Here is a 22,806-nt window from a genome sequence, read left to right on the forward strand (position 1 = left end):
GTAGTCGTGTCCGTACGTGACGTACACGCGAAGGGGCCCGGAGCGATCAGCTCCGGGCCCCTTCGTGATGCGCGTCCGGGATCACGCGGTCTGGTGGGCCAGCAGCGCCAGCGCCGCCACCAGTACCGCCAGCAGCGCGATGAGCGCCATCGGGTTCAGTCCCGCGAAGAAGTTCTCCTGTTGCTGCATCCGCTCGCGGCTCGCGCGGCACACGGGGCACCGGCCTTCGCTCACGGGCGCGGCGCAGTTAGCGCACACCAGCCGGTCGTACGTCATGCGCTCGCCCTCCTTGCACCGGTTCCAAGTACACAACGCTTCGGGGAACGGGAACGTTCCCCCTCCACTGTGCCAGGTTCCGCCGGGGGCCGCGCGGCCCACCCGGAGAGCGGTGGGCATACAAAGTCCCGTACAAAAACGCACAAGCCCCACCCAACCCCTCCTGACGCCTGCGCCGCCCTCCCCGGTTCGCGTATGGTCACGCTCATCTACCCCCGGCGACCCGTGGTGCATCCGTGATCCGATTCGACAACGTCTCCAAGGTCTACCCCAAGCAGACCCGCCCCGCACTCAGGGATGTCTCCCTCGAGGTGGAGAAGGGCGAGTTCGTGTTCCTCGTGGGATCCTCCGGATCCGGAAAGTCCACATTCCTGCGGCTGGTCCTCCGCGAGGAGCGCACCAGCCACGGTCAGGTGCACGTCCTCGGCAAGGACCTCGCGCGCCTCTCCAACTGGAAGGTGCCGCAGATGCGCCGCCAGCTGGGGACGGTCTTCCAGGACTTCCGGCTGCTGCCGAACAAGACGGTGGCGGAGAACGTCGCGTTCGCGCAGGAGGTCATCGGCAAGTCGAAGGGCGAGATCCGCAAGTCCGTGCCGCAGGTGCTCGACCTCGTCGGGCTCGGCGGCAAGGAGGACCGGATGCCCGGCGAGCTGTCCGGCGGTGAGCAGCAGCGCGTCGCCATCGCGCGTGCCTTCGTGAACCGGCCCAAGCTGCTGATCGCGGACGAGCCCACCGGCAACCTCGACCCGCAGACCTCCGTCGGCATCATGAAGCTGCTCGACCGGATCAACCGGACCGGCACGACCGTGCTGATGGCCACGCACGACCAGAACATCGTGGACCAGATGCGCAAGCGCGTCATCGAGCTGGAGCAGGGCCGCCTCGTCCGCGACCAGGCGCGCGGCGTCTACGGCTACCAGCACTGACCGCCCCCGCCATCGCCCCCGCCCTCGCGGACGTCCCCGGAAAGGCCTGAACAACTCGCCATGCGCGCCCAGTTCGTACTGTCGGAGATCGGCGTCGGTCTCCGCCGCAACCTGACGATGACCTTCGCCGTCGTCGTCTCCGTCGCCCTGTCCCTGGCGCTCTTCGGCGGGTCGCTCCTGATGAGCGACCAGGTCAGCACGATGAAGGGCTACTGGTACGACAAGGTCAACGTCTCGGTCTTCCTCTGCAACAAGAGCGACGCCGAGTCCGACCCGAACTGCGCCAAGGGCGCGGTCACCGCGGACCAGAAGAAGCAGATCAAGTCCGACCTCGACAAGATGGGTGTCGTCGAGAAGGTGACGTACGAGTCGCAGGACGACGCGTACAAGCACTACAAGGAGCAGTTCGGCGACTCCCCGCTGGCCAGCTCCCTCACCCCGGACCAGATGCAGGAGTCGTACCGCATCAAGCTGAAGGACCCGGAGAAGTACCAGGTCATCGCGACCGCCTTCGACGGGCGGGACGGCGTGCAGTCCGTGCAGGACCAGAAGGGCATCCTGGACAACCTCTTCGGGCTGCTCAACGGCATGAACTGGGCGGCGCGGGCGGTCATGGCGCTGATGCTCGTCGTGGCGCTGATGCTGATCGTCAACACCGTGCGTGTCTCGGCCTTCAGCCGACGGCGTGAGACGGGGATCATGCGGCTCGTCGGGGCCTCCGGCTTCTACATCCAGGCGCCGTTCATCGCCGAGGCGGCGGTCGCCGGGCTGATCGGCGGCACGGTCGCCTGCGGATTCCTGGTGATCGCCCGGTACTTCATCATCGACAACGGCCTGGCCCTGTCCGAGAAGCTGAACCTGATCAACTTCATCGGCTGGGACGCCGTGCTGACCAAGCTTCCGCTCATCCTCGCCACGAGCCTGTTGATGCCCGCGCTGGCCGCGTTCTTCGCGTTGCGCAAGTACCTCAAGGTGTGACACACGCCCCGCGGGTCGTACGGTCAACCGACCGTGCGGCCCCTGGCGTTCCCCTAGACTCACCGCCATGTCAGGCCGTGACCTGTTCTGTCAGCCCCGCCGTTTCGGCCGCGGGGCCGCCCTGACATTGGTGTTCGCGAGTGTGCTCGTCGCGGGCGCCGCCACCGGATCGCTGCCGGGAGACCCGGGTAAAGGCGGGCGGAGCGCCGCCCCCTCCACGGCCCCCGCCGGTCACTCCGAGGACGTGACGCGGGCCGCCGAGGAGGCCGCCGCGGACGGCAAGTCCCCGATGGAGGCCGCCGAGCGAGCCGTCAGCCGCAGCGGGGACCGCTGGGCGGCCGTCTACTCCGAGGGCGAGTACGAGGAATTCGAGGAGTCGCTCGACGGCCGGTACACCGGCGTCGGACTGGAGGCGCGGCGTGAGCGGGGCGGCCGGATCGAGGTGACCAAGGTGCAGTCGGGATCGCCCGCGGCCGCCGCCGGTGTCCACGCGGGCGACCGGTTGCGCACCGTCGACGGGCGGTCCGTCGACGGGCTCCCGGTCACCGACGTCGTCTCCTTACTGCGCGGTGACGCCACGGACGCGCCCGCCGGCACCACCGTCCGTCTCGGTCTGGAGCGCGGCACGCGCGCGTGGACCGAGACCCTGCGCCGGGCGCTCCTCTCCACGGACTCGGTCACCGTCCACCGGCTTTCCGACGGCACCACCGTCATCACCGTCGCCGCGTTCACCAAGGGCGTCGGTGACAGCGTGCGCAGCGCCGTCCGCCGGGCCCCGGCCGGCGCCGGCATCGTCCTGGATCTGCGCGGCAACTCCGGTGGTCTGGTCACCGAGGCCGTGTCCACCGCCTCCGCCTTCCTCGACGGCGGCCTCGTCGCCACCTACGACGTCGACGGCGACCAGCGCGCCCTGCACGCCGAGGGCGGCGGTGACACCACCAGCCCTCTGGTCGCACTCGTGGACGGCGGCACGATGAGCGCCGCCGAGCTGCTCACCGGCGCCCTCCAGGACCGTGGCCGCGCGGTCGTCGTGGGCACCCGGACCTTCGGCAAGGGCTCGGTCCAGATGCCGAGCCGGCTGCCGGACGGCTCCGTCGCCGAGCTGACAGTCGGGCACTACCGCACCCCCTCCGGCCATGGCGTCGACGGCCGGGGCATCACCCCCGACCTGGAGGCGGACGACGGGGCGCTGGAGCGGGCCGAGACCGTGCTGAGCGGGCTCGGGGACGTGTCCTGAGCCACCCGTGACCGGGCCCGACGCCCGGCTCGGTAATCGGCTTTCCCTCAGTGGGCCTCCGGGTGCGAAACTGGCTGCACTATGAGCAAGGGAATGTACGTACCGAAGGAGTCCCAGCCGAAGCAGGGCGGGGCGGCCGCGTCCGGCAAGGTCAAGGACGGCAAGCGCAAGATCGTCGCGCAGAACAAGAAGGCCCGGCACGACTACGCGATCATCGATGTGTACGAGGCCGGTCTCGTGCTCACCGGCACCGAGGTGAAGTCGCTGCGCGAGGGGCGCGCCTCGCTGACCGACGCCTTCGTCCAGATCGAGGGGAACGAGGCGTGGCTGCACGCCGCGCACATCCCCGAGTACTTCCAGGGCAGCTGGACCAACCACTCCGCGCGCCGCAAGCGCAAGCTGCTGCTGCACCGCGAGGAGATCGACAAGCTGGCGGTGAAGGCCGAGGAGACGGGTCACACGATCGTGACCCTCGCCGTCTACTTCAAGGACGGCCGGGCCAAGGCCGAGATCGCGCTGGCGCGCGGCAAGAAGGAGTACGACAAGCGCCAGACCCTGCGCGAGCAGCAGGACCGCCGGGAGACGGACCGGGTGATCGCGGCGGAGAAGCGCAAGCAGCGGCACGCGTAGCCGCCGCACGCGAGGTCGCCGGGAATACGGTGGCACCGTCGGGCGTTGGTCACGTACGATGGCACCTGTGCCTCACAGCAGGCACGAACCCTCTCCGGAGGGATTGAAAAATCAACATGGGGATGATCGGTTTCGACAGCGAATGTTGAAGCAGGGGAAGCGTGTCGAGGAAGCGGCAATGATCTCGTAAACCATATGTCGCAAAAAATAATCGCCAATACCAAGAGCGATTCCCAGTCCTACGCCCTCGCTGCCTAATAAGCAGTGAGTGTAGGACCCATAATGGGTGTCAGCCCGGAAGCGTTCCCGATCCGGATCCTGGCATAATCTAGGGAACTAAACCATCGAGCCCGGTCACGGGGTTCGATGGGAAATCAAACAGTGACTGGGCCCGTCGGCGACTTGTTCGCGTGATCGCCGGGGCCGAGAAAATCACAGCGAACTGCACACGGAGAAGCCCTGATTCTGCACCGTTGGACGCGGGTTCGATTCCCGCCATCTCCACGAGATGGAGGTGACCTGCGCTCGCAAGTGCGCGAGCCCAGGCCACCGCGCCTTCTGCCCGGGGGCATGACCCCCAGGCCCTCTCATCCCATGTGAACAAGAACCCCGTCGCTTCCGAGCGGCGGGGTTCTTGTTCGTGACAGGTTCTTGCCGTGACGAGAGAGGGAGGGCCCGGTGGGCGATCCGCCGCACATCACACTCCTGGGCGAGTACCGCGCGCTCCCGCTCCGCAGGGGCCTCTACGACGACTTCGCCCCGGACGACCCCCGAGCCGCCCTCGGCCTGTCCGAGGCGCTGGTCGCCGACCTGACCGCCTGGGCGCGGGGCATCGACGCGGCCATGAACACCTGGCTGGCCGACCGCGACGACGTCCGCTACGACGCCATGTTCCTGCGCCTGCACGAGGAGGGCGAGACGCTGGCCGAACGCCTCGCCCGGGAACTCGCTCCCGGTCGCACCGTGAGCTACGAAGGCGTCCAGGGCGTGTCCTGCGCGATCCTGGGCACGCGCCTGGGCAACCCGGTCAGCGTGGACTGACCGTCCGGGGCGCCGTGCTCGCCCGCCGGGTCAGCGTCGGCGGCAGCAGCGTCGCCTCCGGAACGGCCTCGCCGCCGAGCTTGCGCATCAGCAGCTCCACCGCCCGCTCACCCACCTCCGCCGACGGCAGCGCGATGGAGGTGACGGGCACCCGCAGCCCCGAGGCGAGCTCGTCCGGGCAGATCGCGGTGACCGACAGGTCGCCGGGGATCCGCAGCCCGAGCTGCTCGAACGCGTCGATGAGCGGCTCCAGCACCGCCTCGTTGTGAACCACCACCCCCGTCAGCGCGGGTTGTTCGCGCAGCAGTCGCTCGGCCACCTCGCGGGCCGCGGCGGGGGTCGCCTCGCAAGGGTGGACGGTGGAGGCGAGCCCGGCCCGGTCGGCGGCCGCCGTGAACCCCTGGACCACGCGCTGCGCGAACGCCGTCCCGCGCACATACACCTCCGGCGGCGACCCGACCAGCCCGACCACCCGGTGCCCGAGCTGCGCCAGGTGTTCCACACACTGCTCGCCGGCCGCCCGGAAGTCGAGGTCGATGCAGGTCAGCCCGGAGGCCTCGAGCGGGAAGCCGATCATCACGGACGGCCGGTCCAGGGAGCGCAGCAACGGCAGCCGGGGGTCCTGGAGCTGGACGTCCATCAGGATCAGGGCGTCGACCAGGGCGGTGTCCGCGACCCTGCGCAGTCCCTCCTCGCCCTCCTCCTGCGTCAGCAGCAGCACGTCGTGGTCGTGGTTGCGGGCCGCCGTCACCACCGACACCGCGAACTGCATGACGACCGGGACATGGATGCCGGTCCGCAGCGGCACCACGAGCGCCAGCACGTTCGAGCGGCTGCTGGCCAGCGCCCGGGCGCCGGCGTGCGGGCGGTAGCCCAGTGCGCGGGCGGCCTCCTCGACCCGCCGCCGGGTCTCCTCGGAGATCGGGCGCTTGCCGCTCAGCGCGTACGACACCGTGCTGGGGGAGACGCCGGCGTGCCGCGCCACATCGGTGATCTTCACCATCGGACCTGCTCCCGGTCGTCCGGGGCCTCCAGGGTCAGGAAGCCGGTGCCCGCCGCCGCGCGTGCGACCCGGTCCCCGGCGGCCAGCGCCCACGGTGCCGCAGGGTCGCTCGCGGACGCCCGCAGCGTGTCCCCCTCCCGTACGACGGTGAAGGTCACGTCCCCTACCCGCACCGTGACCTGAGCGCCGCGTTCCAGGCCGTACGTGCGCAGGGTGACCCCGTCGGCGTGCGGGTAGTCCGGCCGGTCGGCGTGGGAGCCCACCGGGAGCACCGCGCCCGGCCGCACCAGCAGCGGGGCGCTGAGGAAGCCGTGGCGCTCACGCACCCAGCGCGGCCCGGTCACCGTCCGCCCGGTGAGGTAGTGGGTCCAGGTGCCCTCGGGGACGTAGTACGCCACGTCCCCCGCGTCGCTGAACACCGGCGCGACCAGCAGATCGGGGCCGAGCATGTACTGCCGCTCCAGGTGCGCGCAGCCGGGATCCGCGGGGAACTCCAGCACCATCGCCCGCATCATCGGGGTGCCCTCCTCGTGGGCCACGCGGGCGGCCTCGTACAGGTAGGGCATGAGCCGCAGCTTCAGCCGGGTGAAGTGCCGCAGCACGTCCACCGACTCATCGTCGAACAGCCAGGGCACCCGGTACGAGGAGCTGCCGTGCAGTCTGCTGTGCGAGGACAGCAGACCGAAGGCGAGCCAGCGCTTGAACAACGAGGGAGTCGGCGTGCCCTCGAAGCCGCCGATGTCGTGGCTCCAGAAGCCGAACCCCGACAGACCCAGGGACAGCCCGCCCCGCAGCGACTCCGCCATCGACTCGTACGTCGCCTCGCAGTCGCCGCCCCAGTGCACCGGGAACTGCTGGCTGCCGGTCGTCGCCGACCGCGCGAAGACGACCGCGTCCCCCTCGCCCCGGTGCTTGCGCAGCACGTCGAAGACGGTGCGGTTGTAGAGGTACGTGTAGTAGTTGTGCATCCGCTCCGGGTCCGAGCCGTCGGACCAGGCCACGTCGACGGGGACGCGTTCGCCGAAGTCGGTCTTGAAGCAGTCGACGCCCTGTGCGAGCAGTGCCTCCAGCTTGGCCGCGTACCAGTCGCGCGCGGCGGCGCTGGTGAAGTCGACGAGGGCCATGCCGGGCTGCCACAGGTCCCACTGCCAGACACTGCCGTCCGGGCGTTTCAGCAGATGGCCGAGTGCTCTGCCCTCCGCGAAGAGCGGCGACCGCTGGGCGATGTACGGGTTGATCCACACGCTGACGTGCAGGCCCTTCGCCTTCAGCCGGGTCAGCATGCCCTCCGGGTCGGGGAACACCCGTGGATCCCAGCGGAAGTCGCACCAGTTGAACTCGCGCATCCAGAAGCAGTCGAAGTGGAAGACGGACAGGGGGAGTTCGCGCTCCCGCATGCCCTCGATGAAGGAGGTCACCGTCTCCTCGTCGTAGGAGGTGGTGAACGAGGTCGACAGCCACAGGCCGAACGACCAGGCGGGCGGGAGGGCGGGGCGGCCGGTGAGGGCGGTGTACTTGCGCAGGATGTCCTTCGGGGTGGGGCCGTGGATGACGTAGTACGTCAACTCCTGGGTCTCGGCGCTGAACTGGACCCTCGACACCGCCTCCGAGCCGACTTCGAAGGACACCTTGCCCGGGTGGTCGACGAAGACGCCGTAGCCCGCGTCCGTGAGGTAGAACGGCACGTTCTTGTAGGCCTGTTCGGTGGCGGTGCCGCCGTCGGCGTTCCAGATGTCGACGACCTGTCCGTTCTTGACCAGCGGGCCGAAGCGTTCGCCGAGGCCGTAGACGGAGGTCCCCACGCCCAGGTTGAGCTGCTCGCGCAGGTAGTGGCCGTCGGTGGCCGCGTCCCGCATGATGCCCATGCCCTTGGGGCCGCTGGAGGTGAGCGTCCGCCCGTGGGCGAGGAACTCCACGTGCCAGGGGCCGGAGCGGGCGACCTTCACGGAGAGCGCGCCGGAGGTCAGGGTCGCGTACGCGTCGTCGTAGGAGAGCTGCGGGCCGGGCCCCGCCCCGGTGAGGCCGAAGGCGGGTTCCCGGGGCCGCTCGCCCGTGAAGTGGGTGAGGGTGAGGCCGACGACGTCGGGCATCGGGGCGTGGGCGGTGATCGTCATGACCGGTCCCGTCATCAGGTCGCCGCGGCTGCGGATGGGCCGGGTCGGCGCGTGGATCTCCAGGGCGCCGTCCGACTCGGTGACGTCGAGGACCTCGGCCGGGTGGGCGGCCGTGACGCCCTCGCGCAGCAGCCAGTAACCGTCGGTGAACTTCATGGGTGGGGGGTTCCTTACTGCTCGGTCCTCACTACTTCACGGCACCCACGGCGATACCGCGGGTGAGGGTCCGCTGGAAGACGAGGAAGAAGACGAGGGCCGGGAGCACGCCGAGGAGGGCGGCCGCGTTGGTCATCGTGGCGTCCATCAGGCGCTGCCCCTGGAGGACGCCGAGGGCCACCGACACGGTCTGGTTGTCGTTGGAGATCAGCATGACCAGCGGGAGCAGGAACTCGTTCCAGGTCCAGATGAAGAAGAAGACGAGGAGCACGCCGAGGGTGGGGCGGCTGACCGGGACGACGATCCGCCACAGCACCTGCCACGTGCCGGCGCCGTCGATCCGGGCCGCCTCGATGATCTCGCGCGGGAACCGGCTCAGCACGGAGGAGAGCAGATAGGTGCCGAAGGCCGCCTGGATCACCGTGAAGACGATGATCACGCTGAGCCGGGTGTCGTACAGGCCGGCCTGCTTGCTCAGGTAGTACACCGGGTAGACCAGCGCCTCCTGCGGAAGCATGTTCGCCAGCACGAAGAAGGCCAGCACCCAGGTGCGGCCCCTGATCCGCCCGATGCCGATCGCGTAGGCGTTCAGCACCGACAGGACCACCGCCCCGACCGCCACCGAGCCGCTGATCAGGACCGAGTTCAGCAGTTTCCGGCTGTAGTCGACGCGCTCCCAGAAGTCCTTCAGACCGTCCAGATACAGGCCGTCGGGCAGGCTCAACGGGCCGCTGCGCGAGTACTCCGCCGGGGACTTGAGCGCGTTCACGGCGACGATCAGAAACGGGACGATCATGAAGAGCGCGGCCAGACAGAGGGCCACGAGGACCGGGTAGCGGCGCAGGGCTCGGGCGGCCTTCATGTGCGCGGTCCTTCCTCCGCGTCCTCCGCCCGGGTCTGCAGCCGCAGGCCGACCAGGGAGAGGGCGAGGATGATCACGGTGAGCACGGTGGAGATCGCGGCGCCGTAGCCGACCTGCGTCTTCTCGAAGAACGTGGTGAAGGAGAAGTAGGAGGGGACGTTCGTCGCGCCGCCGGGGCCGCCCTTCGTCAGGACGTACACCGCGCCGAACACCTTCAGCGCGGCGATCGTGCACCAGGTCAGGACGACGTAGACCTCCGGGCGGATCTGCGGCAGCGTGATGTGCAGGAAGCGGCGCCACCAGCCGGCGCCGTCCAGCTCGGCCGCCTCGTAGAGCTGCGGGTCGACGCGTTCCAGGCCCGCCATGAAGACGACCAGCGGGAAGCCGAGCTGCACCCACACCATCACGCCCATGACGCTGTACAGCGCGAGGTCGGGATCGCCGAGCCAGTCCTGCTGCCAGGAGCCCAGGCCGACGGCTCGGAGGAGCTCGTTCAGCGAGCCGTCGTCGGGTGCGAGGATCCAGCTCCAGACGATGCCGGCGACCGCGATCGGCAGTACCTGCGGGAGATAGAAACAGGCGCGCAGGACGGCCGCGGTCCGGCTGCCGAAGTGTTTGCCGACGTGGTCGAACAGGGCGGCGGCCAGGACCAGTCCGGCGGCCGTGGGGAGCGCCGCCATCGCGACGACCATGAAGAGGCTGTGCCGGAAGCTCTCCCAGAACTCCGCGTCGTCCAGCAGCTCGCGGTAGTTGGCGAGTCCGGACCACTCGGGGCTGCCCACCCCCTGCCAGTCGGTGAGGCTCACCCCGGTGTTCATCAGGAACGGCACGATGACGACGGCGAGGAAGGCGAGGGCGCCGGGGAGCAGGAACAGCGCGTAGGAATCGCGGGCGCGGCGCGGGTGAACGGTCCCGTCCTGCTTGCCGGTCACCCGCCCGCCGCGTTCGACGGTCACCGTCATGTCTTCGGTACGCCCTTGTCGTACGCCTCCTGCAACGCGTCCAGGTAGCCGTCCGGTTGCTCGCTGCCGGTGATCAGCTTCTGGGTCTCGGAGACGAGGACGTCGTAGAAGCCGGGGACCGGCCAGTCGGGATAGAAGGCCAGACCGTCTCGGCCGGACAGGGTGTTGAAGTGGGCGATGAGCTCCTTGGACTTCGGGTCGGTGATGGCGGCCGTGTCCGCCGCGACCGGGACGCCGCCCTTGTTGCCGAGCAGGTTCTGGATCTTCTTCGACATGGTGATGTCGATGAAGTCGTAGGCGAGCTCCTTGTTGTGGGCGCTCTTGGGGACGACCCAGAGATTGCCGCCGGAGCCCGGGGCGAGGTCCGAGCCGGGCCACAGGGTGGTGCCCCAGTCGAACGTCGCCTCGTCCTGGAAGCGGCCGTACCACCAGCTGCCGGAGAACAGGATCGGTGCCTTGCCCCGGATGAAGGAGACGCCCGCGTCCTCGGCCTTGGCGCTGGTGGAGTTCTTGCCGATGTAGCCCTTCTTCACCCAGTCGGCGAAGGTCTCGGCCGCGTACGTCCAGGCCGTGTCGTGGAAGTCGGTCTTCCCCTGGTACAGCTCGTAGGAGTCGACCCAGGAGCGGTCCGCCTTCGACAGGGCCAGCTGGTAGACGTACTGCTGCGCGAGGTACTCGGCGCCGGAGTTGGCGAGCGGGGTGATCTTGTTCTCGGCGAAGGTGTCCATCGCCGCGACGAGGTCGTCGAACGTCTTCGGCTCGGCGAGCCGGTACTTCGCGAACAGGTCCTTGTTGAAGTACACCATCGTGTACTCGGCGTAGTTGGGCACGCCGTACCACTTGCCCGACCCCATCACGCCGTTCGCGTCGTACTGGCTGGTGGTGCGTACCCCTGGGCCGATCAGCTTGTCCCAGCCGCGCTTCGTCACCTCCGCCGACAGGTCGGTGAGAAGCCCCTGCTCGGAGAGCAGGCCCGCCGTCGCGTTGCCCTTGTTGTACTCCATGAGGTCGGGCGCGTCGGAGGAGTTCAGGACCATCGGGGCGGTCTTCTGCATCTGGTCGAAGCTCTTCTCCTCGAACTCCACCTGTACGCCGGGGTGCTGGGCCTCGAACTCCTTGACCGCCGCCGTCCAGGCCATGCCCATCGCGCTGTTCGGGGCCTCGTAGTGCCACAGCCGCAGCGTCTTGGCGTCGGTCGAGCCGCCGTCCGAGCCGCCGCAGGAGGCCAGGAGCAGCGAACCGACGACTACCGCCGCCGCGCACGCCGTCCCTCGTCGTGCCCTCACACGCCTTCGTGCCGTCAACATCCTGTGCCTCCGGGGGAGTCGGATGGGTCTGGGGGCGTCACGGTGCGTCCATCGAATCGATTCGATGCGTGACGTCGAAGCGCTTCGACGGGGGAACGTATGTGGCTGCCGTGTCCGCGTCAATGGGGCAGGTGGGGAAATCGGGCAAACCGCTATCTGCTCCGGTGAACTTTTCGGCCATGCCTGAGCCGGTGTGCCGGCGTCTTCTGGGCGCGGCCTTTATCTGCCTCTATGTCCCTGATGTCGATGATGGGTGAGGCGCCCTCGACCCCCGATGCGCCTTGAGTGATCACTTTCGGATCGGGGTGGTCGGAGTGCGACTGTCGCGGTCTGGCGGGGGTTGATTTCGGGCCATAGGCATGAACATGACTTCTGTTCATAAATGACACATCGCGAACACAGGGCCCAAGCTTGCGCTAGATTCGTGGATCTGAGCGCAATGGGATAAAAGGGGCGCTGGAGTTGGGTGGGGGCCCGGTTCCGTCGACTGCGCTCAGGGTCGTAGGCGCACCCGGAACAGTTTTTGGGGGGAAGTGCGCACATGAAGAGTTGGCGAGAAGACGCCCAACCGGAGTGGCCGGAGGCCGCATCGATGACCCGGGACGTACCGGCGGCGGGAGTGGGATCGCAGGGCTTTTCCGGGATCGAGGGGCAACCTCTGACGTCCATGGCGGGAGAGAGTGCAAGATACCGGTCATTGCTGGATGTACCGTGCGAAGGTGGACTGCTGCCGGCCTCGGACACGTCGAACAGTCTTTCCGAAAGTGAACGCTCGAGCGATCTCCGGGACCCCTGGGGAGAGGAGCCCGGCGGCGCGGAAGGGAAGGGCCACGATCCGGGCGAGGTCACCGTCCAGCTCGACCCCCTGAAGAGCGGGCGGCCCGACGGATCGGACGCCGCCTCCGACGTCCCGGTGTTCGTCGACGAGTCCGGCCGGCGCAGCCGGACGTTCCGCCGGATCGGCATCCTGGTGGGTACCGCCTGCGGGGCGTACGCCGTCGTCATCGTGGCCGCGCTGCTGACGGGCAACGCGGGTGCGCCCTGGCTGCCGGTCCCCGTGCCGGGCCAGGCCGACGACAAGCCGGCGGCCGGCAACGTGGAGAGCACGTCGGCGCCGGACGAGTCCAGCACCCCGCGACCCGGGGTTCCCGGCGCCCGTTTGCCGGGCGGCCCGGATGTCACCGCCACCGCGTCAGGCGCCGTGCCGGGCAAGCCGGGAGCGAGTGCGGCGCCGGGTGCGTCGGGCAGCGCGGCGCCGTCGAGCCGGTCGTCCGCGGCGGCGCGGCCCTCGGCGAGCGGCAGCGCTCGTCCCAGCACCGGACCGACGGCCTCGGTCTCCTCGGCCCCCGGCCCGAGCAGCCCGGTGGTCGCGCCGCCACCGTCCACGCCACCACCGGCGAGCTCACCCGCCGCGTCTCCTTCGGTGGCCTCCTCCCCGTCCCCGGCCGGAGGAAGCTCGACCACGGTCGCCGACGGCCCCCCTGAACCGGTCCCGGCGGCCTCGAGTCCGGCAGCCTGAACCGCCCTGTGGGAGCCGCCGACCAACGGTTCCGTGAGCGCCGCCGACCCGCGGGCCGCAGTCGCCGCCCCGCGGGCCGCACAAGCCTCGCGGGTCGCGTGGGCCTCACCGGCTCAAGGCCTCACCGGCCCCAAGGCCTCACCGGCCCGCGACCGCGTGGGCCCTGGCCCCAGCAGGCCTCACCGTCCGCACGGTCGGATGGGCTCCATCGGCCTCAACAGGCTTCACCGGTCGCCCAGACGCAGCCCACGACCTCATGGCTCCACGACCTCATGGGCTGCACGCGCAGCAAGATGCCGCACCGGCCGCACGGGCTCAACGGACTGCCGCCCGTATGGACTGCACGGGCTGCTGGTCCGTATGGGCCTGGGCGGGCTGCCGGTCCGTATGGACCCACGGGCCTCCAGGTCCCACGGCCTTCAAGGTTCGGGGCCTCAAGGACCCACAGCCTTCAAGGACCCACAGCCTTCAGGGACCCACGGCCCTCACCGGCCCCACGGGCTCCGTGGTTCCCGACGGACCGCTGCGAAGGGCTCCGCGGGTGTCGCCGATCCCGGCGCGCTGGGGTTCGGCCCGGCCTCGAGGACCCACGGGGTTCAAGGGCCGGCGACCGTCATCAGCGATGCCGGCGATGCCGGCGACATCGGCAACGTCGGATTCGTCGGCAACGTCGCCTCGCGGCCGTGGCCGGCGGCCGCAACTTGGCCCCCCGGGGCCTGCCGAGGGCCTCGGCCCTCACTATCCGTCACCTCTGTCAGCGATCTCTCGACGATCGCTCCTCGCCGCTTCGTCTCGCGGCGCGTACCTTCGCCCGATCTCGTCCCCGGAGAACCACCTCTCATGGCACCACGTACCAGCCGTCGCTCGACCCGACGGTCCGCTGTCGGGCAGCCCACGCACGCGCAGCCCGCGCACTCGTCAGGCGGCCACGCCGCGTCGTCCCCTTCACCGACGACGGTGGACTCCCCGGGAGGTGAGTCGGCCGGCGGGCCGCGCAGCACCGGGCGGCGGTCCTCCGGGCGGCGGTCCGGCCCGAGGCAGGGGCGGGGCCGAGCGGCGGGGCACGCCACCGGCGGCTCCACGCACGCCGCCCCGCCGTCCCCCGAACGCCGGCGTCTGGTGTCGCTCCGGCTGCGCCATCTGCTGCCGCTCGTCGTGCTCCTCGCCATGATGGCGATGCTGATGCTGCGCGGCTACGTGCACAGCGAGATCCTCGCCGACTACCGCATCCGCCCCGAGGCCGCCGCCGACAAGGTGCCGCAGTCGGTCCTCGACGGCGGACCGGTCGTCGACACCCGCAACGGGCAGCAGACCAGCCTGGCCGTGCCGGACCACCGGATCGTGCTCACCTTCGACGACGGCCCCGACCCGAAGTGGACCCCCAAGGTCCTCGACGTCCTGAAGAAGCACGATGTGCACGCCGTCTTCTTCATCACCGGCACCATGGCCTCCCGCTACCCGGACCTGGTCCGGCGGATGGTGGACGAGGGCCATGAGATCGGGCTGCACACCTTCAACCACCCCGACCTCTCCTATCAGTCGCAGAAGCGCATCGACTGGGAGCTCACCCAGAACCAGCTGGCCCTGGCGGGAGCCGCGGGCATCCGGACGTCGCTCTTCCGGCCGCCCTACTCCTCCAGCACCGACGCCCTCGACAACGTCTCCTGGCCGGTCACCCAGTACGTCGGCACCCGCGGCTACCTCACCGTCTTCACCACCGCCGACAGCGAGGACTGGCGCAGGCCCGGCGTGCGGCAGATCATCCGCAACTCCACACCACAGGGCGGCAAGGGCGCCATCGTCCTCATGCACGACTCCGGCGGCGACCGTCACCAGACGGTCCGGGCGCTCGACACCTACCTCCCCGAACTTCAGCGCAAGGGTTACGAGTTCGAGAACCTCACCGAGGCCCTGAAGGCCCCGAGCGCGCACACCCCGGTCACCGGTACCGACCTGTGGAAGGGCAGGGCCTGGGTCTTCCTGGTCGAGGCCTCCGACGACATCACCGGCGTCCTGGTCGTCGGCCTCGCCGTCATCGGCGTGCTCGTCTTCGCCCGCTTCGGGCTGATGCTCCTGCTCTCCGCGATGCACACCCGCCGTACCCGCCGCGAAGGCTTCGTCTGGGGACCCGACGCGCCCGTCACCGAACCGGCGTCGGTGCTCGTCCCGGCCTACAACGAGGCCAAGTGCATCGAGAGCACGGTGCGTTCGCTGATGAAGAGCGAGCACCCGATCGAGATCCTCGTCATCGACGACGGCTCCAGCGACGGCACCGCCCGTATCGTCGAGGACCTGAACCTGCCCGGCGTCCGCGTCGTCCGGCAGCTCAACGCGGGCAAGCCCGCCGCCCTCAACCGGGGTATCGCCAACGCCCGGCACGACCTCATCGTGATGATGGACGGCGACACGGTCTTCGAGCCCTCCACGGTCCGTGAACTCGTCCAGCCCTTCGCCGATCCGCAGGTCGGCGCCGTCGCCGGCAACGCCAAGGTCGGCAACAAGGACACCCTCATCGGCGCCTGGCAGCACATCGAGTACGTGATGGGCTTCAACCTCGACCGCCGTATGTACGACGTCCTGCGCTGCATGCCGACCATCCCCGGGGCGGTGGGGGCCTTCCGCCGCACCGCGCTCGACCGGGTCGGCGGCATGAGCGACGACACCCTCGCCGAGGACACCGACATCACCATGGCCATCCACCGGGACGGGTGGCACGTCGTGTACGCGGAGAAGGCGCGCGCCTGGACCGAGGCGCCCGAGTCCGTCCAGCAGCTGTGGTCCCAGCGGTACCGCTGGTGCTACGGCACCATGCAGGCGATCTGGAAGCACCGGCGCGCCCTCGTCGAAGGCGGACCGTCGGGCCGCTTCGGCCGCGTCGGCCTGCCGCTCGTCTCCCTCTTCATGGTCGTCGCCCCGCTCCTCGCCCCGCTCATCGACCTCTTCCTCGTCTACGGCCTGCTCTTCGGACCCACCGGCAAGACGATCGCGGCCTGGTTCGGCGTCCTCGCCGTCCAGGCGGGCTGCGCGGCGTACGCCTTCGTCCTGGACCGGGAACGCCTCACCCCCCTCGTCTCCCTCCCGCTCCAGCAGCTCCTCTACCGCCAGCTGATGTACATCGTTCTGCTCCAGTCCTGGATCACCGCCCTCACCGGCGGCCGCCTGCGCTGGCAGAAACTCCGCCGCAAGGGGCAGGTGGCGGCACCGCCCGGCGCGCCGGTGGCGACCGTGGACGGAGGAACGGCCTGATGAGTATCCGACCGACGGACACCACGTCCGAGCTGCCCGAACTGCCCCAGCCCCCGCTGCCCACCCGGAGCACCGGTCCCCTGGGTCCGGAGCAACCGGCCGCCGGCTCGGAGCAGCGGGGTTCCGACAAGGATTCCGCTCGGCACGGTGCTGAGCAGCACCCTGCTGAGGGGCAGGGCTCGCGGAAGAAGGGCGGTGGACGCGACCGCTACTTCGATCTCCTGCGCGCCATCGCCCTCTTCCGGGTCGTCCTCTACCACCTGATGGGCTGGGCCTGGCTGCCCCTCGTCTTCCCCTCCATGGGCGTGATGTTCGCCCTCGCCGGCAACCTCATGGCCCGCTCGCTGGCCCGACGCCCCGCGCTGGAAGTCGTACGTGGCCGACTGCGCAGGCTGCTGCCCCCGCTGTGGCTGCTGGGCGCGGTCGGCGTGACCGGCATGCTGCTGGGGGGCTGGAGTCCGGACGAGGAGGGGCACCCCGGCTGGTGGTGGCTCCACTTCGCCTACTGGGTCCTGCCGCTGAGCGACCCGCCGTACGCCGAGGGCGCGCCCGGCGTGCACGGGCTGATCGGCGACGACTGGGCCGCCGACATGGGCGTACCCCTGTGGTACCTCCGCGCCTACCTCTGGTTCGTGCTGCTCTCCCCGCTCCTGCTGCGCGCCCTGCGCCGGCTGCCCTGGCCGACGATCCTCGCGCCCGTCGCGCTGTCCGCCGCCCTGGAGGTCGGCGCGTTCTCGGTGCCCGGCTGGCGGCTGGAGGCACAGCTCAGCGATTTCGGCGCGTTCGGAGCGTGCTGGCTGCTGGGCATGGCGCACCAGGAGGGCGTCCTGCGCCGCCTGCCCCGCTATGTGGTCCCCTCGCTGGCCCCGGCGGTGGCGGCGGTCGGCCTCTGGTACGCCCTGAACCACGACCTCAAGGAGGGCCACGACCTGGACGACATGCCCTTCGCGCAGTCCCTGTGGTCCTTCGCCGCGGTCCTGCTGCTCCTGCACATCAGCCCGTCCTGGTCGGAGTGGCCGGGCCGGCTGCGCCGCTGGGACCGGCTGATCACTCTGCTCAACTCCCGTGCCGTGACGATCTACCTGTGGCACAACGTGTGCATCGGAGTCGTCGAGGCCCTGTGGGACCGGCTGTGGGGCATCCCGTGGCTGGAGAACGACGCCCCTTGGGTCCTGCAGAGTCCGTGGCCGCAACTGCCGGCCATCTGGCTCCTCACCGGGGTCTGCGTCGTCTGCTTCGGCTGGGTCGAGGACCTGGCGGCCCGCCGCAGGCCCCGCCTGTGGCCGGACGGCCGGGTCGGTGCGGGCAGCCACCGGGGCTGAACGACCCCCGCGGCCCCGGACAACGCCCTGTGCGTGCGCCTGTGCACATCTATGCGCATCTGTACGCCGTTCGCCTGGTTTGGTGTGCGGCCCTCTCAAGCCCTGGTAAGTATGCCCGGTATGCCCGGTCAGCCCGTCGTCGGACGGGCCGGGGCCCAGGGTTTTGGGATGGAGGAACGTGAGCACGATGCGCCGGACAGTCGTTCTCGCCATGACGGGCGTGCTGGCCGCGGCGCTCTCGGTCGGGACGGCCCTCGCGGGGACCGTGTCCGACGGCGGAGGGCCGAAGCCGCCGAGGTCGACCCCCTCGCCGGGGACCCCGCCCTACGGCGAGGGACCGAAGCCGCCGGGGCCGACCCCACCGCCGGGGACCGGCCCCCCCAGCAGCGAGGCATGGGCATGGACCCAGCTGACCAGCCGGGGTACCCAGATCCGCTACGTGACCACCGACACCTCCGGCACGTGCCCCTCCGTGCGGTACACCGTGGGCGCCATCAGGAACACCTACCGGCTGCGGCTGCTGAGCCGTCCCGCGCCGCCGCAGTTCCCCACCACGGTGTGCGCGTTGCTCGTGCCGCTCGGGGCCCGTAACGCGGTGCTCCAGGGGCCGACGGTCGCCGCGGCCGTGGTGCACCCCACGAACCTCGAGCTTCCCCTGCCGAAGTGGACCGCGAGCACCCGTCCCGGCACCATCGGAGTCATCGGCGACACGGGCTGCCGCGTCACGACGGCGGGTCCCAACCAGGACTGCGCCAACCACCAGACCGGCTGGCCGTTCCCGCGGATCGCCGAACGCGCGGCCACGGTGACGCAACCGGATCTCGTGATCCATGTCGGCGACTACTTCTACCGTGACGACCCGGCTCAGGCCAACGACGCGGCGGCGAACCCCGGCTGCACGACCATGGCGGACAGATTCACCTGGGCCTGTGTGGTCGCCGACTTCTTCAGACCGGCGGAAAGACTGCTGGCCGTGGCGCCGGTCGCGTTGGCTCGAGGCAACCACGAGGACTGCCGCACCCCACCCGCGACGGGCGGCGCGGGGGCCGCGTGGTTCCGCTATCTCGCCGACGACCTCCGAAGCAACGGATCGTGCTCCCTCTACCCCGATCCCGTGGAGATCAGGGCAGGCGTCCTGCACCTCCTCTCCGTGGACTCCTCGTTCGCCGACCCGGACGACACCGGAAGCCTCACGCAGCAGGCGTTCTACACCCGGCAATTCGAGGCCGTGAACAAGGCCGCGGGGCAGCAGACCAGCCATGACTACTTCGTCCTCACCCACAAGCCCGTGTGGATGGTGAGATCGCCCGGCCCTCCGCCGCAGACGTTCACCCCCGTCCTCGCCAGGGCCGTCGCCGGTACGACCCTGGGGCGGCTGGCGGACAACATCCGCATGGTGCTTTCCGGCCATGCGCACCTCTACCAGATGATCGATTTCGACACCACGCGGCCACCGCAGGTGACGGTGGGCTTCTCCGGTGGAGACCCACTGGAGCAGGGGCCGAACGACGCCGCCGTCATCGGGAAGTCGGTCGGGATGCCGCTGCAGTCCGTGAATCACTCCCTCACCCAGGGAGGGGTCTTCGGATACGGGGTCGTGAGCCGCGACGCCGGGACCTGGGACCTCACGGCTCACGCCCCGAGCGGTGCGGTCCGGGGCCCCACCTGCAAACTGAGCGCGAGCACCGCCAACAAGGAGTTCGTCTGCAAGTGAAGGACGGCCCGGCCCCCGGCGGAGGCGCCCCCACCCCCGGTTGACGGGCGGGCGGGGGCGCCTCCCTGCGGGAAGCGACGTCCCGGGGGAGCGAGCCGAGTCCCGGGCAATCGAGTCCCGCGCAACTCCCCGCACAGGCCGAACGCCATCGACGGCGTCTCGCCCGTACGTCCAGCCGCGCCCGGCCGTACGCTCGGCCCCAGCCCGGGCCGCAGGCTCAGCTCCAGCCCGGCCCGTACGTCCAGCCGCCGCCCGGCCCGACGCTCAGCTCCAGCCCGGCCCGTACGCTCAGCTCCAGCTCCAGCCCGGCCCGTACGCTCAGCTCCAGCCCGGCCCGTACGCTCAGCTCCAGCCCGGCCCGTACGCTCAGCTCCAGCCCGGCCCGTACGCTCAGGCTCAGGTCTGTCCGCAGCAGCGCCGGCCCCGTATCCGTCCCAGGCCCCGACCGCCCGGCCAGGTGCCTCTGCGCCGAGCCCTCCCCAAAACCTCTCACCGGCCCTTCGCGCAAGGTGAGAGCAACGTTCCTTTCCGGTCACCCACAGCCACAGCGCGGAAACGCGCCCTCCCTACCTTCGGGACTCATCACCGCTCATCCCCCCGAACCACCCCAGCCCCGAAGCACCGTGGAGGCGTCATGACAGCCCCGAGCACAGCCCCCGCACCCCCGTCCCCCGCGAGGAAGGGGAGCCGCTGGATCGAGGAGTGGGACCCGGAGAACGAGGCCTTCTGGAACGAGAAGGGCGAGAAGATCGCCCGCCGCAACCTCCTCTTCTCCGTCCTCTCCGAGCACATCGGCTTCTCGGTCTGGACGATGTGGTCCGTGCTGGTGCTCTTCATGGGCCCGGAGTACGGCCTCACCCCCGCGGACAAGTTCATGCTGACGTCGATGGTGACGCTGGTCGGGGCCGTCGTGCGGGTGCCGTACACCTTCGCCGTCGCGATCTTCGGTGGCCGGAACTGGACGATCATCTCCGCCGGCCTGCTGCTGGTCCCCACCATCGCCGCGTTCACGGTGATGAAGCCGGGGACCTCCTTCAACACGTTTCTCATGGTGGGTCTGCTGGCGGGCATCGGCGGCGGCAACTTCGCCTCCTCGATGACCAACATCAACGCCTTCTTCCCGCTCCGTAAGAAGGGGTGGGCGCTCGGGCTCAACGCGGGCGGCGGCAACATCGGCGTGCCGGTCATCCAGCTGATCTCCCTCGCCGTCATCGGCGCCAGCGGCGGACCGCGCGTGCTGCTCGGGATCTACATCCCGCTGATCCTCGTCGCCGCCACCCTCGCCGCGCTGTACATGGACAACCTGGCCTCCGTGAAGAACGACACCGGCGCCGCGATCGACGCGGCGAAGGACGGCCACACCTGGATCATGTCCTTCCTCTACGTCGGGACGTTCGGGTCGTTCATCGGCTACAGCTTCGCCTTCGGGCAGGTCCTGACGAACCAGTTCGGCCGGACGCCCCTCCAGGCCGCCTACCTCACCTTCATCGGCCCGCTGCTCGGCTCCCTCATCCGTCCCGTCGGCGGCTGGCTCGCCGACCGCTACGGCGGCGCCCGCATCACCCTGTACAACTACGTCGGCATGGCCGCCGCCACCGCCGTCCTGGTCTTCGCCAGCATGCAGAAGTCGCTGCCGCTCTTCGTCTCCGTCTTCGTGGTGCTGTTCGTGCTCAGCGGTCTCGGCAACGGTTCGACGTACAAGATGATCCCCGGCATCTTCCAGGCGAAGGCCGTCGCAGGCGGCCTCGAGGGCGAGCAGGCGGCCGCCTACGGCCGGCGTCTCTCCGGGGCCTCCATGGGGCTCATCGGTGCGGTCGGCGCGCTCGGCGGTGTCGGGATCAACCTGGCCTTCCGGCAGTCCTTCCTCTCCTACGGCTCCGGCACCGGCGCCTTCGTCGCCTTCCTCGCCTTCTACGCGGTGTGCTTCGGGGTCACCTGGGCCGTATACCTTCGTCGCCCGGCAGGCCGGACCACGGCGGGCAGTACCGCTTCCGAGGCGAAGCCGCAGCTCAGCTACGCCGAGGTGTGACGTAACACCGGCGACACGTGGCCGAACCGAGCCTGTCACGCACCATTGACAGGCTCGTCGGCATGTAGGTGCGAACGGGATTCGAGCGGGACGAGAGTGATGCACGAGCAACAGCAGCGATCCGACACAGGCCCCCAGGGCGCCGTCGAACACGGACCTCTCGCGGGTTTCACCGTGGGCGTGACGGCCGCGCGCCGGGCCGAGGAACTCAGCGTGCTGCTCCAGCGACGCGGGGCGGCGGTGCTGCACGCGCCGGCCCTGCGGATCGTGCCGCTCGCCGACGACGGCGAACTGCTCGCCGCCACGAAGGAACTCATCGACCTGGCGCCGGATGTCGTGGTCGCCACCACGGCCATCGGCTTCCGCGGCTGGATCGAGGCGGCCGACGGCTGGGGGCTCGGCGAGCAACTGCTCGCCCGGCTCGGCGGAGTCGAGCTGCTGGCCCGCGGTCCCAAGGTGAAGGGCGCCGTACGGGCCGCCGGACTGACGGAGGAGTGGTCGCCGTCCAGCGAGTCCATGGCCGAAGTGCTCGACCGGCTGCTGGAGGAGGGTGTCGACGGGCGCCGGGTCGCCGTCCAGCTGCACGGTGAGCCGCTGCCCGGGTTCGTGGAGTCGCTGCGGGCCGCGGGAGCGGAGGTCGTGGGGGTGCCCGTCTACCGGTGGATGCCTCCGGAGGACGTCTCGCCGCTCGACCGGCTCCTCGACGCCGCCGTCTCGCGCGGACTGGACGCGATCACCTTCACCAGCGCGCCCGCCGCCGCGTCCCTGTTGTCGCGCGCGGAGGAGCGCGGACTGCTGTCCGAGCTGCTCGCCGCCTTCCAGCACGACGTGCTGCCGGCCTGTGTCGGTCCGGTCACCGCGCTGCCGCTCCAGGCGCAGGGCGTGGACACCGTCCAGCCGGAGCGGTTCCGGCTCGGGCCGCTCGTGCAGCTGCTGTGTCAGGAACTGCCGGGGCGGGCCCGGGCGCTGCCGATCGCCGGGCACCGGGTGGAGATCCGGGGGCACGCGGTGCTGGTGGACGGGTGTCTGAAGCCGGTGCCTCCGGCGGGGATGTCGTTGCTGCGGGCGCTGACCCGGCGGCCGGGGTGGGTCGTGCCGCGCTCCGATCTGCTGCGGGCGTTGCCCGGTGCCGGTCGGGACGAGCACGCCGTAGAGACGGCGATGGCCCGGCTGCGGACGGCCCTCGGGGCGCCGAAGCTGATCCAGACGGTGGTGAAGCGGGGGTACCGGCTGGCACTGGACCCGGCGGCGGACGCGAAGTACTCGGACGATTAGGCGGGTTGGGTCGGCACCCGGAGCCGGTCCGGCTGTCACCGGGTGCTGCTGCCTTCGGCTGTCGCCGGGTGCTGCCGCCCCCGGCTGTCACCGGGTGCTGCTGCTTTCGGCCGTCACCGAAGGCAGCCGCCCCCGGCCCCACTTCGGTCCGTGAGAGAGCCTCGTCCTCAATCTCCCCCGGAGGGGGCGCCCCAGGCAGGCCGAGATGC

The 22,806-nt window shown here is 70.3% G+C and carries 18 protein-coding genes and 1 other RNA gene; 12 read left to right on the forward strand and 7 right to left on the reverse strand.

Annotation, left to right across the window (positions count from 1 at the left end; translation table 11 throughout):
- Positions 1-81: 81 nt before the first annotated feature.
- Positions 82-276: a hypothetical protein gene (locus tag ACIPFH_RS00225; protein ID WP_356265808.1), complete on the reverse strand. Its 195-nt coding sequence runs from the start codon at positions 274-276 to the stop codon at positions 82-84.
- 236 nt (positions 277-512) lie between these two features.
- Here ACIPFH_RS00225 and ftsE point away from each other — a divergent pair, with 236 nt between their 5' ends.
- The 6 genes from ftsE (at position 513) to ACIPFH_RS00255 (ending at position 5,088) form a co-directional block, all read left to right on the forward strand.
- The gene (ftsE, locus tag ACIPFH_RS00230) at positions 513-1,202 is read left to right on the forward strand and encodes a cell division ATP-binding protein FtsE (protein WP_020132390.1); all 690 of its coding nucleotides are present in this window, start codon (positions 513-515) and stop codon (positions 1,200-1,202) included.
- Positions 1,203-1,262: 60 nt separating this feature from the next.
- Entirely contained in the window at positions 1,263-2,180 is a 918-nt protein-coding gene (gene ftsX, locus ACIPFH_RS00235; protein WP_020132391.1) for a permease-like cell division protein FtsX, read from the forward strand.
- A gap of 67 nt (positions 2,181-2,247) precedes the next feature.
- Positions 2,248-3,417 carry a S41 family peptidase gene (locus ACIPFH_RS00240; RefSeq protein WP_401821562.1) on the forward strand — a complete coding sequence of 390 codons (1,170 nt, stop codon included), beginning with the start codon at positions 2,248-2,250 and terminating at the stop codon, positions 3,415-3,417.
- Between the two features lie 81 nt (positions 3,418-3,498).
- On the forward strand, positions 3,499-4,047 hold the full coding sequence (gene smpB / locus ACIPFH_RS00245) for an SsrA-binding protein SmpB (RefSeq protein WP_359121516.1): 549 nt from the start codon (positions 3,499-3,501) through the stop codon (positions 4,045-4,047).
- A gap of 118 nt (positions 4,048-4,165) precedes the next feature.
- Positions 4,166-4,554: a transfer-messenger RNA gene (gene ssrA, locus ACIPFH_RS00250) on the forward strand.
- A gap of 171 nt (positions 4,555-4,725) precedes the next feature.
- Positions 4,726-5,088, forward strand: a complete 363-nt coding sequence (locus tag ACIPFH_RS00255; RefSeq protein WP_401821565.1) for a hypothetical protein — start codon at positions 4,726-4,728, stop codon at positions 5,086-5,088.
- Here ACIPFH_RS00255 and ACIPFH_RS00260 read toward each other — a convergent pair.
- Genes ACIPFH_RS00260 through ACIPFH_RS00280 form a run of 5 tightly spaced genes read right to left on the reverse strand, consistent with a single transcriptional unit; the run spans position 5,075 to position 11,492 of the window.
- The gene (locus ACIPFH_RS00260) at positions 5,075-6,091 is read right to left on the reverse strand and encodes a LacI family DNA-binding transcriptional regulator (RefSeq protein ID WP_401821568.1); all 1,017 of its coding nucleotides are present in this window, start codon (positions 6,089-6,091) and stop codon (positions 5,075-5,077) included. The two genes, ACIPFH_RS00255 and ACIPFH_RS00260, sit on opposite strands and share 14 nt — an antisense overlap.
- Positions 6,085-8,361 carry an alpha-xylosidase gene (gene yicI, locus ACIPFH_RS00265; RefSeq protein ID WP_401821570.1) on the reverse strand — a complete coding sequence of 759 codons (2,277 nt, stop codon included), beginning with the start codon at positions 8,359-8,361 and terminating at the stop codon, positions 6,085-6,087. The genes ACIPFH_RS00260 and yicI overlap by 7 nt, the downstream gene beginning before the upstream one ends.
- 31 nt (positions 8,362-8,392) lie before the next feature.
- Positions 8,393-9,223 (reverse strand): carbohydrate ABC transporter permease, encoded by an 831-nt coding sequence (locus ACIPFH_RS00270; protein ID WP_401821572.1) that lies wholly within the window; start codon positions 9,221-9,223, stop codon positions 8,393-8,395.
- Positions 9,220-10,185 (reverse strand): carbohydrate ABC transporter permease, encoded by a 966-nt coding sequence (locus tag ACIPFH_RS00275; RefSeq protein ID WP_401821575.1) that lies wholly within the window; start codon positions 10,183-10,185, stop codon positions 9,220-9,222. Before ACIPFH_RS00275 ends, ACIPFH_RS00270 begins: the two co-directional genes overlap by 4 nt.
- Positions 10,182-11,492: an ABC transporter substrate-binding protein gene (locus ACIPFH_RS00280; RefSeq protein WP_401821576.1), complete on the reverse strand. Its 1,311-nt coding sequence runs from the start codon at positions 11,490-11,492 to the stop codon at positions 10,182-10,184. The genes ACIPFH_RS00275 and ACIPFH_RS00280 overlap by 4 nt, the downstream gene beginning before the upstream one ends.
- Positions 11,493-12,189: 697 nt before the next feature.
- Between ACIPFH_RS00280 and ACIPFH_RS00285 the strand changes: the two genes are divergently transcribed.
- The 4 genes from ACIPFH_RS00285 to ACIPFH_RS00300 all read left to right on the forward strand — a co-directional run bounded on the left by ACIPFH_RS00285 (position 12,190) and on the right by ACIPFH_RS00300 (position 19,293).
- Positions 12,190-13,011, forward strand: coding sequence for a hypothetical protein (locus ACIPFH_RS00285; RefSeq protein ID WP_401821578.1), 822 nt, complete (start codon positions 12,190-12,192; stop codon positions 13,009-13,011).
- A 1,167-nt stretch (positions 13,012-14,178) separates the two neighbouring features.
- Entirely contained in the window at positions 14,179-16,257 is a 2,079-nt protein-coding gene (locus ACIPFH_RS00290; RefSeq protein ID WP_401823660.1) for a bifunctional polysaccharide deacetylase/glycosyltransferase family 2 protein, read from the forward strand.
- Positions 16,257-17,579, forward strand: coding sequence for an acyltransferase family protein (locus ACIPFH_RS00295; RefSeq protein WP_401821581.1), 1,323 nt, complete (start codon positions 16,257-16,259; stop codon positions 17,577-17,579). The genes ACIPFH_RS00290 and ACIPFH_RS00295 overlap by 1 nt, the downstream gene beginning before the upstream one ends.
- Before the next feature lie 187 nt (positions 17,580-17,766).
- Positions 17,767-19,293, forward strand: coding sequence for a metallophosphoesterase family protein (locus tag ACIPFH_RS00300; RefSeq protein ID WP_401821583.1), 1,527 nt, complete (start codon positions 17,767-17,769; stop codon positions 19,291-19,293).
- Positions 19,294-19,510: 217 nt separating this feature from the next.
- On the opposite strand, the gene ACIPFH_RS00305 is transcribed toward ACIPFH_RS00300, so the two are convergent.
- Entirely contained in the window at positions 19,511-19,786 is a 276-nt protein-coding gene (locus ACIPFH_RS00305; protein ID WP_401821586.1) for a hypothetical protein, read from the reverse strand.
- 141 nt (positions 19,787-19,927) lie between these two features.
- Between ACIPFH_RS00305 and ACIPFH_RS00310 the strand changes: the two genes are divergently transcribed.
- Together ACIPFH_RS00310 and ACIPFH_RS00315 are read left to right on the forward strand one after the other, a co-directional pair.
- Positions 19,928-21,322: a nitrate/nitrite transporter gene (locus ACIPFH_RS00310; protein WP_401821588.1), complete on the forward strand. Its 1,395-nt coding sequence runs from the start codon at positions 19,928-19,930 to the stop codon at positions 21,320-21,322.
- A 99-nt stretch (positions 21,323-21,421) separates the two neighbouring features.
- Positions 21,422-22,597 (forward strand): uroporphyrinogen-III synthase, encoded by a 1,176-nt coding sequence (locus ACIPFH_RS00315; protein WP_401821591.1) that lies wholly within the window; start codon positions 21,422-21,424, stop codon positions 22,595-22,597.
- Positions 22,598-22,806 lie beyond the last annotated feature (209 nt).

The organism is Streptomyces sp. NPDC088157 (genome assembly GCF_044741545.1).
GTDB lineage: Bacteria > Actinomycetota > Actinomycetes > Streptomycetales > Streptomycetaceae > Streptomyces.

What these genes read in the sequence shown, in the direction of transcription:
- ACIPFH_RS00315 (WP_401821591.1), top strand. Translation starts at nt 21,422, where the DNA reads ATGCACGAGCAACAGCAGCGATCCGACACAGGCCCCCAGGGCGCCGTC.
- ACIPFH_RS00310 (WP_401821588.1), top strand. Translation starts at nt 19,928, where the DNA reads ATGACAGCCCCGAGCACAGCCCCCGCACCCCCGTCCCCCGCGAGGAAG.
- ACIPFH_RS00300 (WP_401821583.1), top strand. Translation starts at nt 17,767, where the DNA reads ATGCGCCGGACAGTCGTTCTCGCCATGACGGGCGTGCTGGCCGCGGCG.
- ACIPFH_RS00260 (WP_401821568.1), bottom strand. Translation starts at nt 6,091, where the DNA reads ATGGTGAAGATCACCGATGTGGCGCGGCACGCCGGCGTCTCCCCCAGC.
- ACIPFH_RS00275 (WP_401821575.1), bottom strand. Translation starts at nt 10,185, where the DNA reads ATGACGGTGACCGTCGAACGCGGCGGGCGGGTGACCGGCAAGCAGGAC.
- ACIPFH_RS00225 (WP_356265808.1), bottom strand. Translation starts at nt 276, where the DNA reads ATGACGTACGACCGGCTGGTGTGCGCTAACTGCGCCGCGCCCGTGAGC.
- ACIPFH_RS00295 (WP_401821581.1), top strand. Translation starts at nt 16,257, where the DNA reads ATGAGTATCCGACCGACGGACACCACGTCCGAGCTGCCCGAACTGCCC.
- ACIPFH_RS00290 (WP_401823660.1), top strand. Translation starts at nt 14,179, where the DNA reads ATGATGGCGATGCTGATGCTGCGCGGCTACGTGCACAGCGAGATCCTC.
- ACIPFH_RS00280 (WP_401821576.1), bottom strand. Translation starts at nt 11,492, where the DNA reads ATGTTGACGGCACGAAGGCGTGTGAGGGCACGACGAGGGACGGCGTGC.
- yicI (WP_401821570.1), bottom strand. Translation starts at nt 8,361, where the DNA reads ATGAAGTTCACCGACGGTTACTGGCTGCTGCGCGAGGGCGTCACGGCC.
- ACIPFH_RS00240 (WP_401821562.1), top strand. Translation starts at nt 2,248, where the DNA reads ATGTCAGGCCGTGACCTGTTCTGTCAGCCCCGCCGTTTCGGCCGCGGG.
- ACIPFH_RS00270 (WP_401821572.1), bottom strand. Translation starts at nt 9,223, where the DNA reads ATGAAGGCCGCCCGAGCCCTGCGCCGCTACCCGGTCCTCGTGGCCCTC.
- smpB (WP_359121516.1), top strand. Translation starts at nt 3,499, where the DNA reads ATGAGCAAGGGAATGTACGTACCGAAGGAGTCCCAGCCGAAGCAGGGC.
- ftsX (WP_020132391.1), top strand. Translation starts at nt 1,263, where the DNA reads ATGCGCGCCCAGTTCGTACTGTCGGAGATCGGCGTCGGTCTCCGCCGC.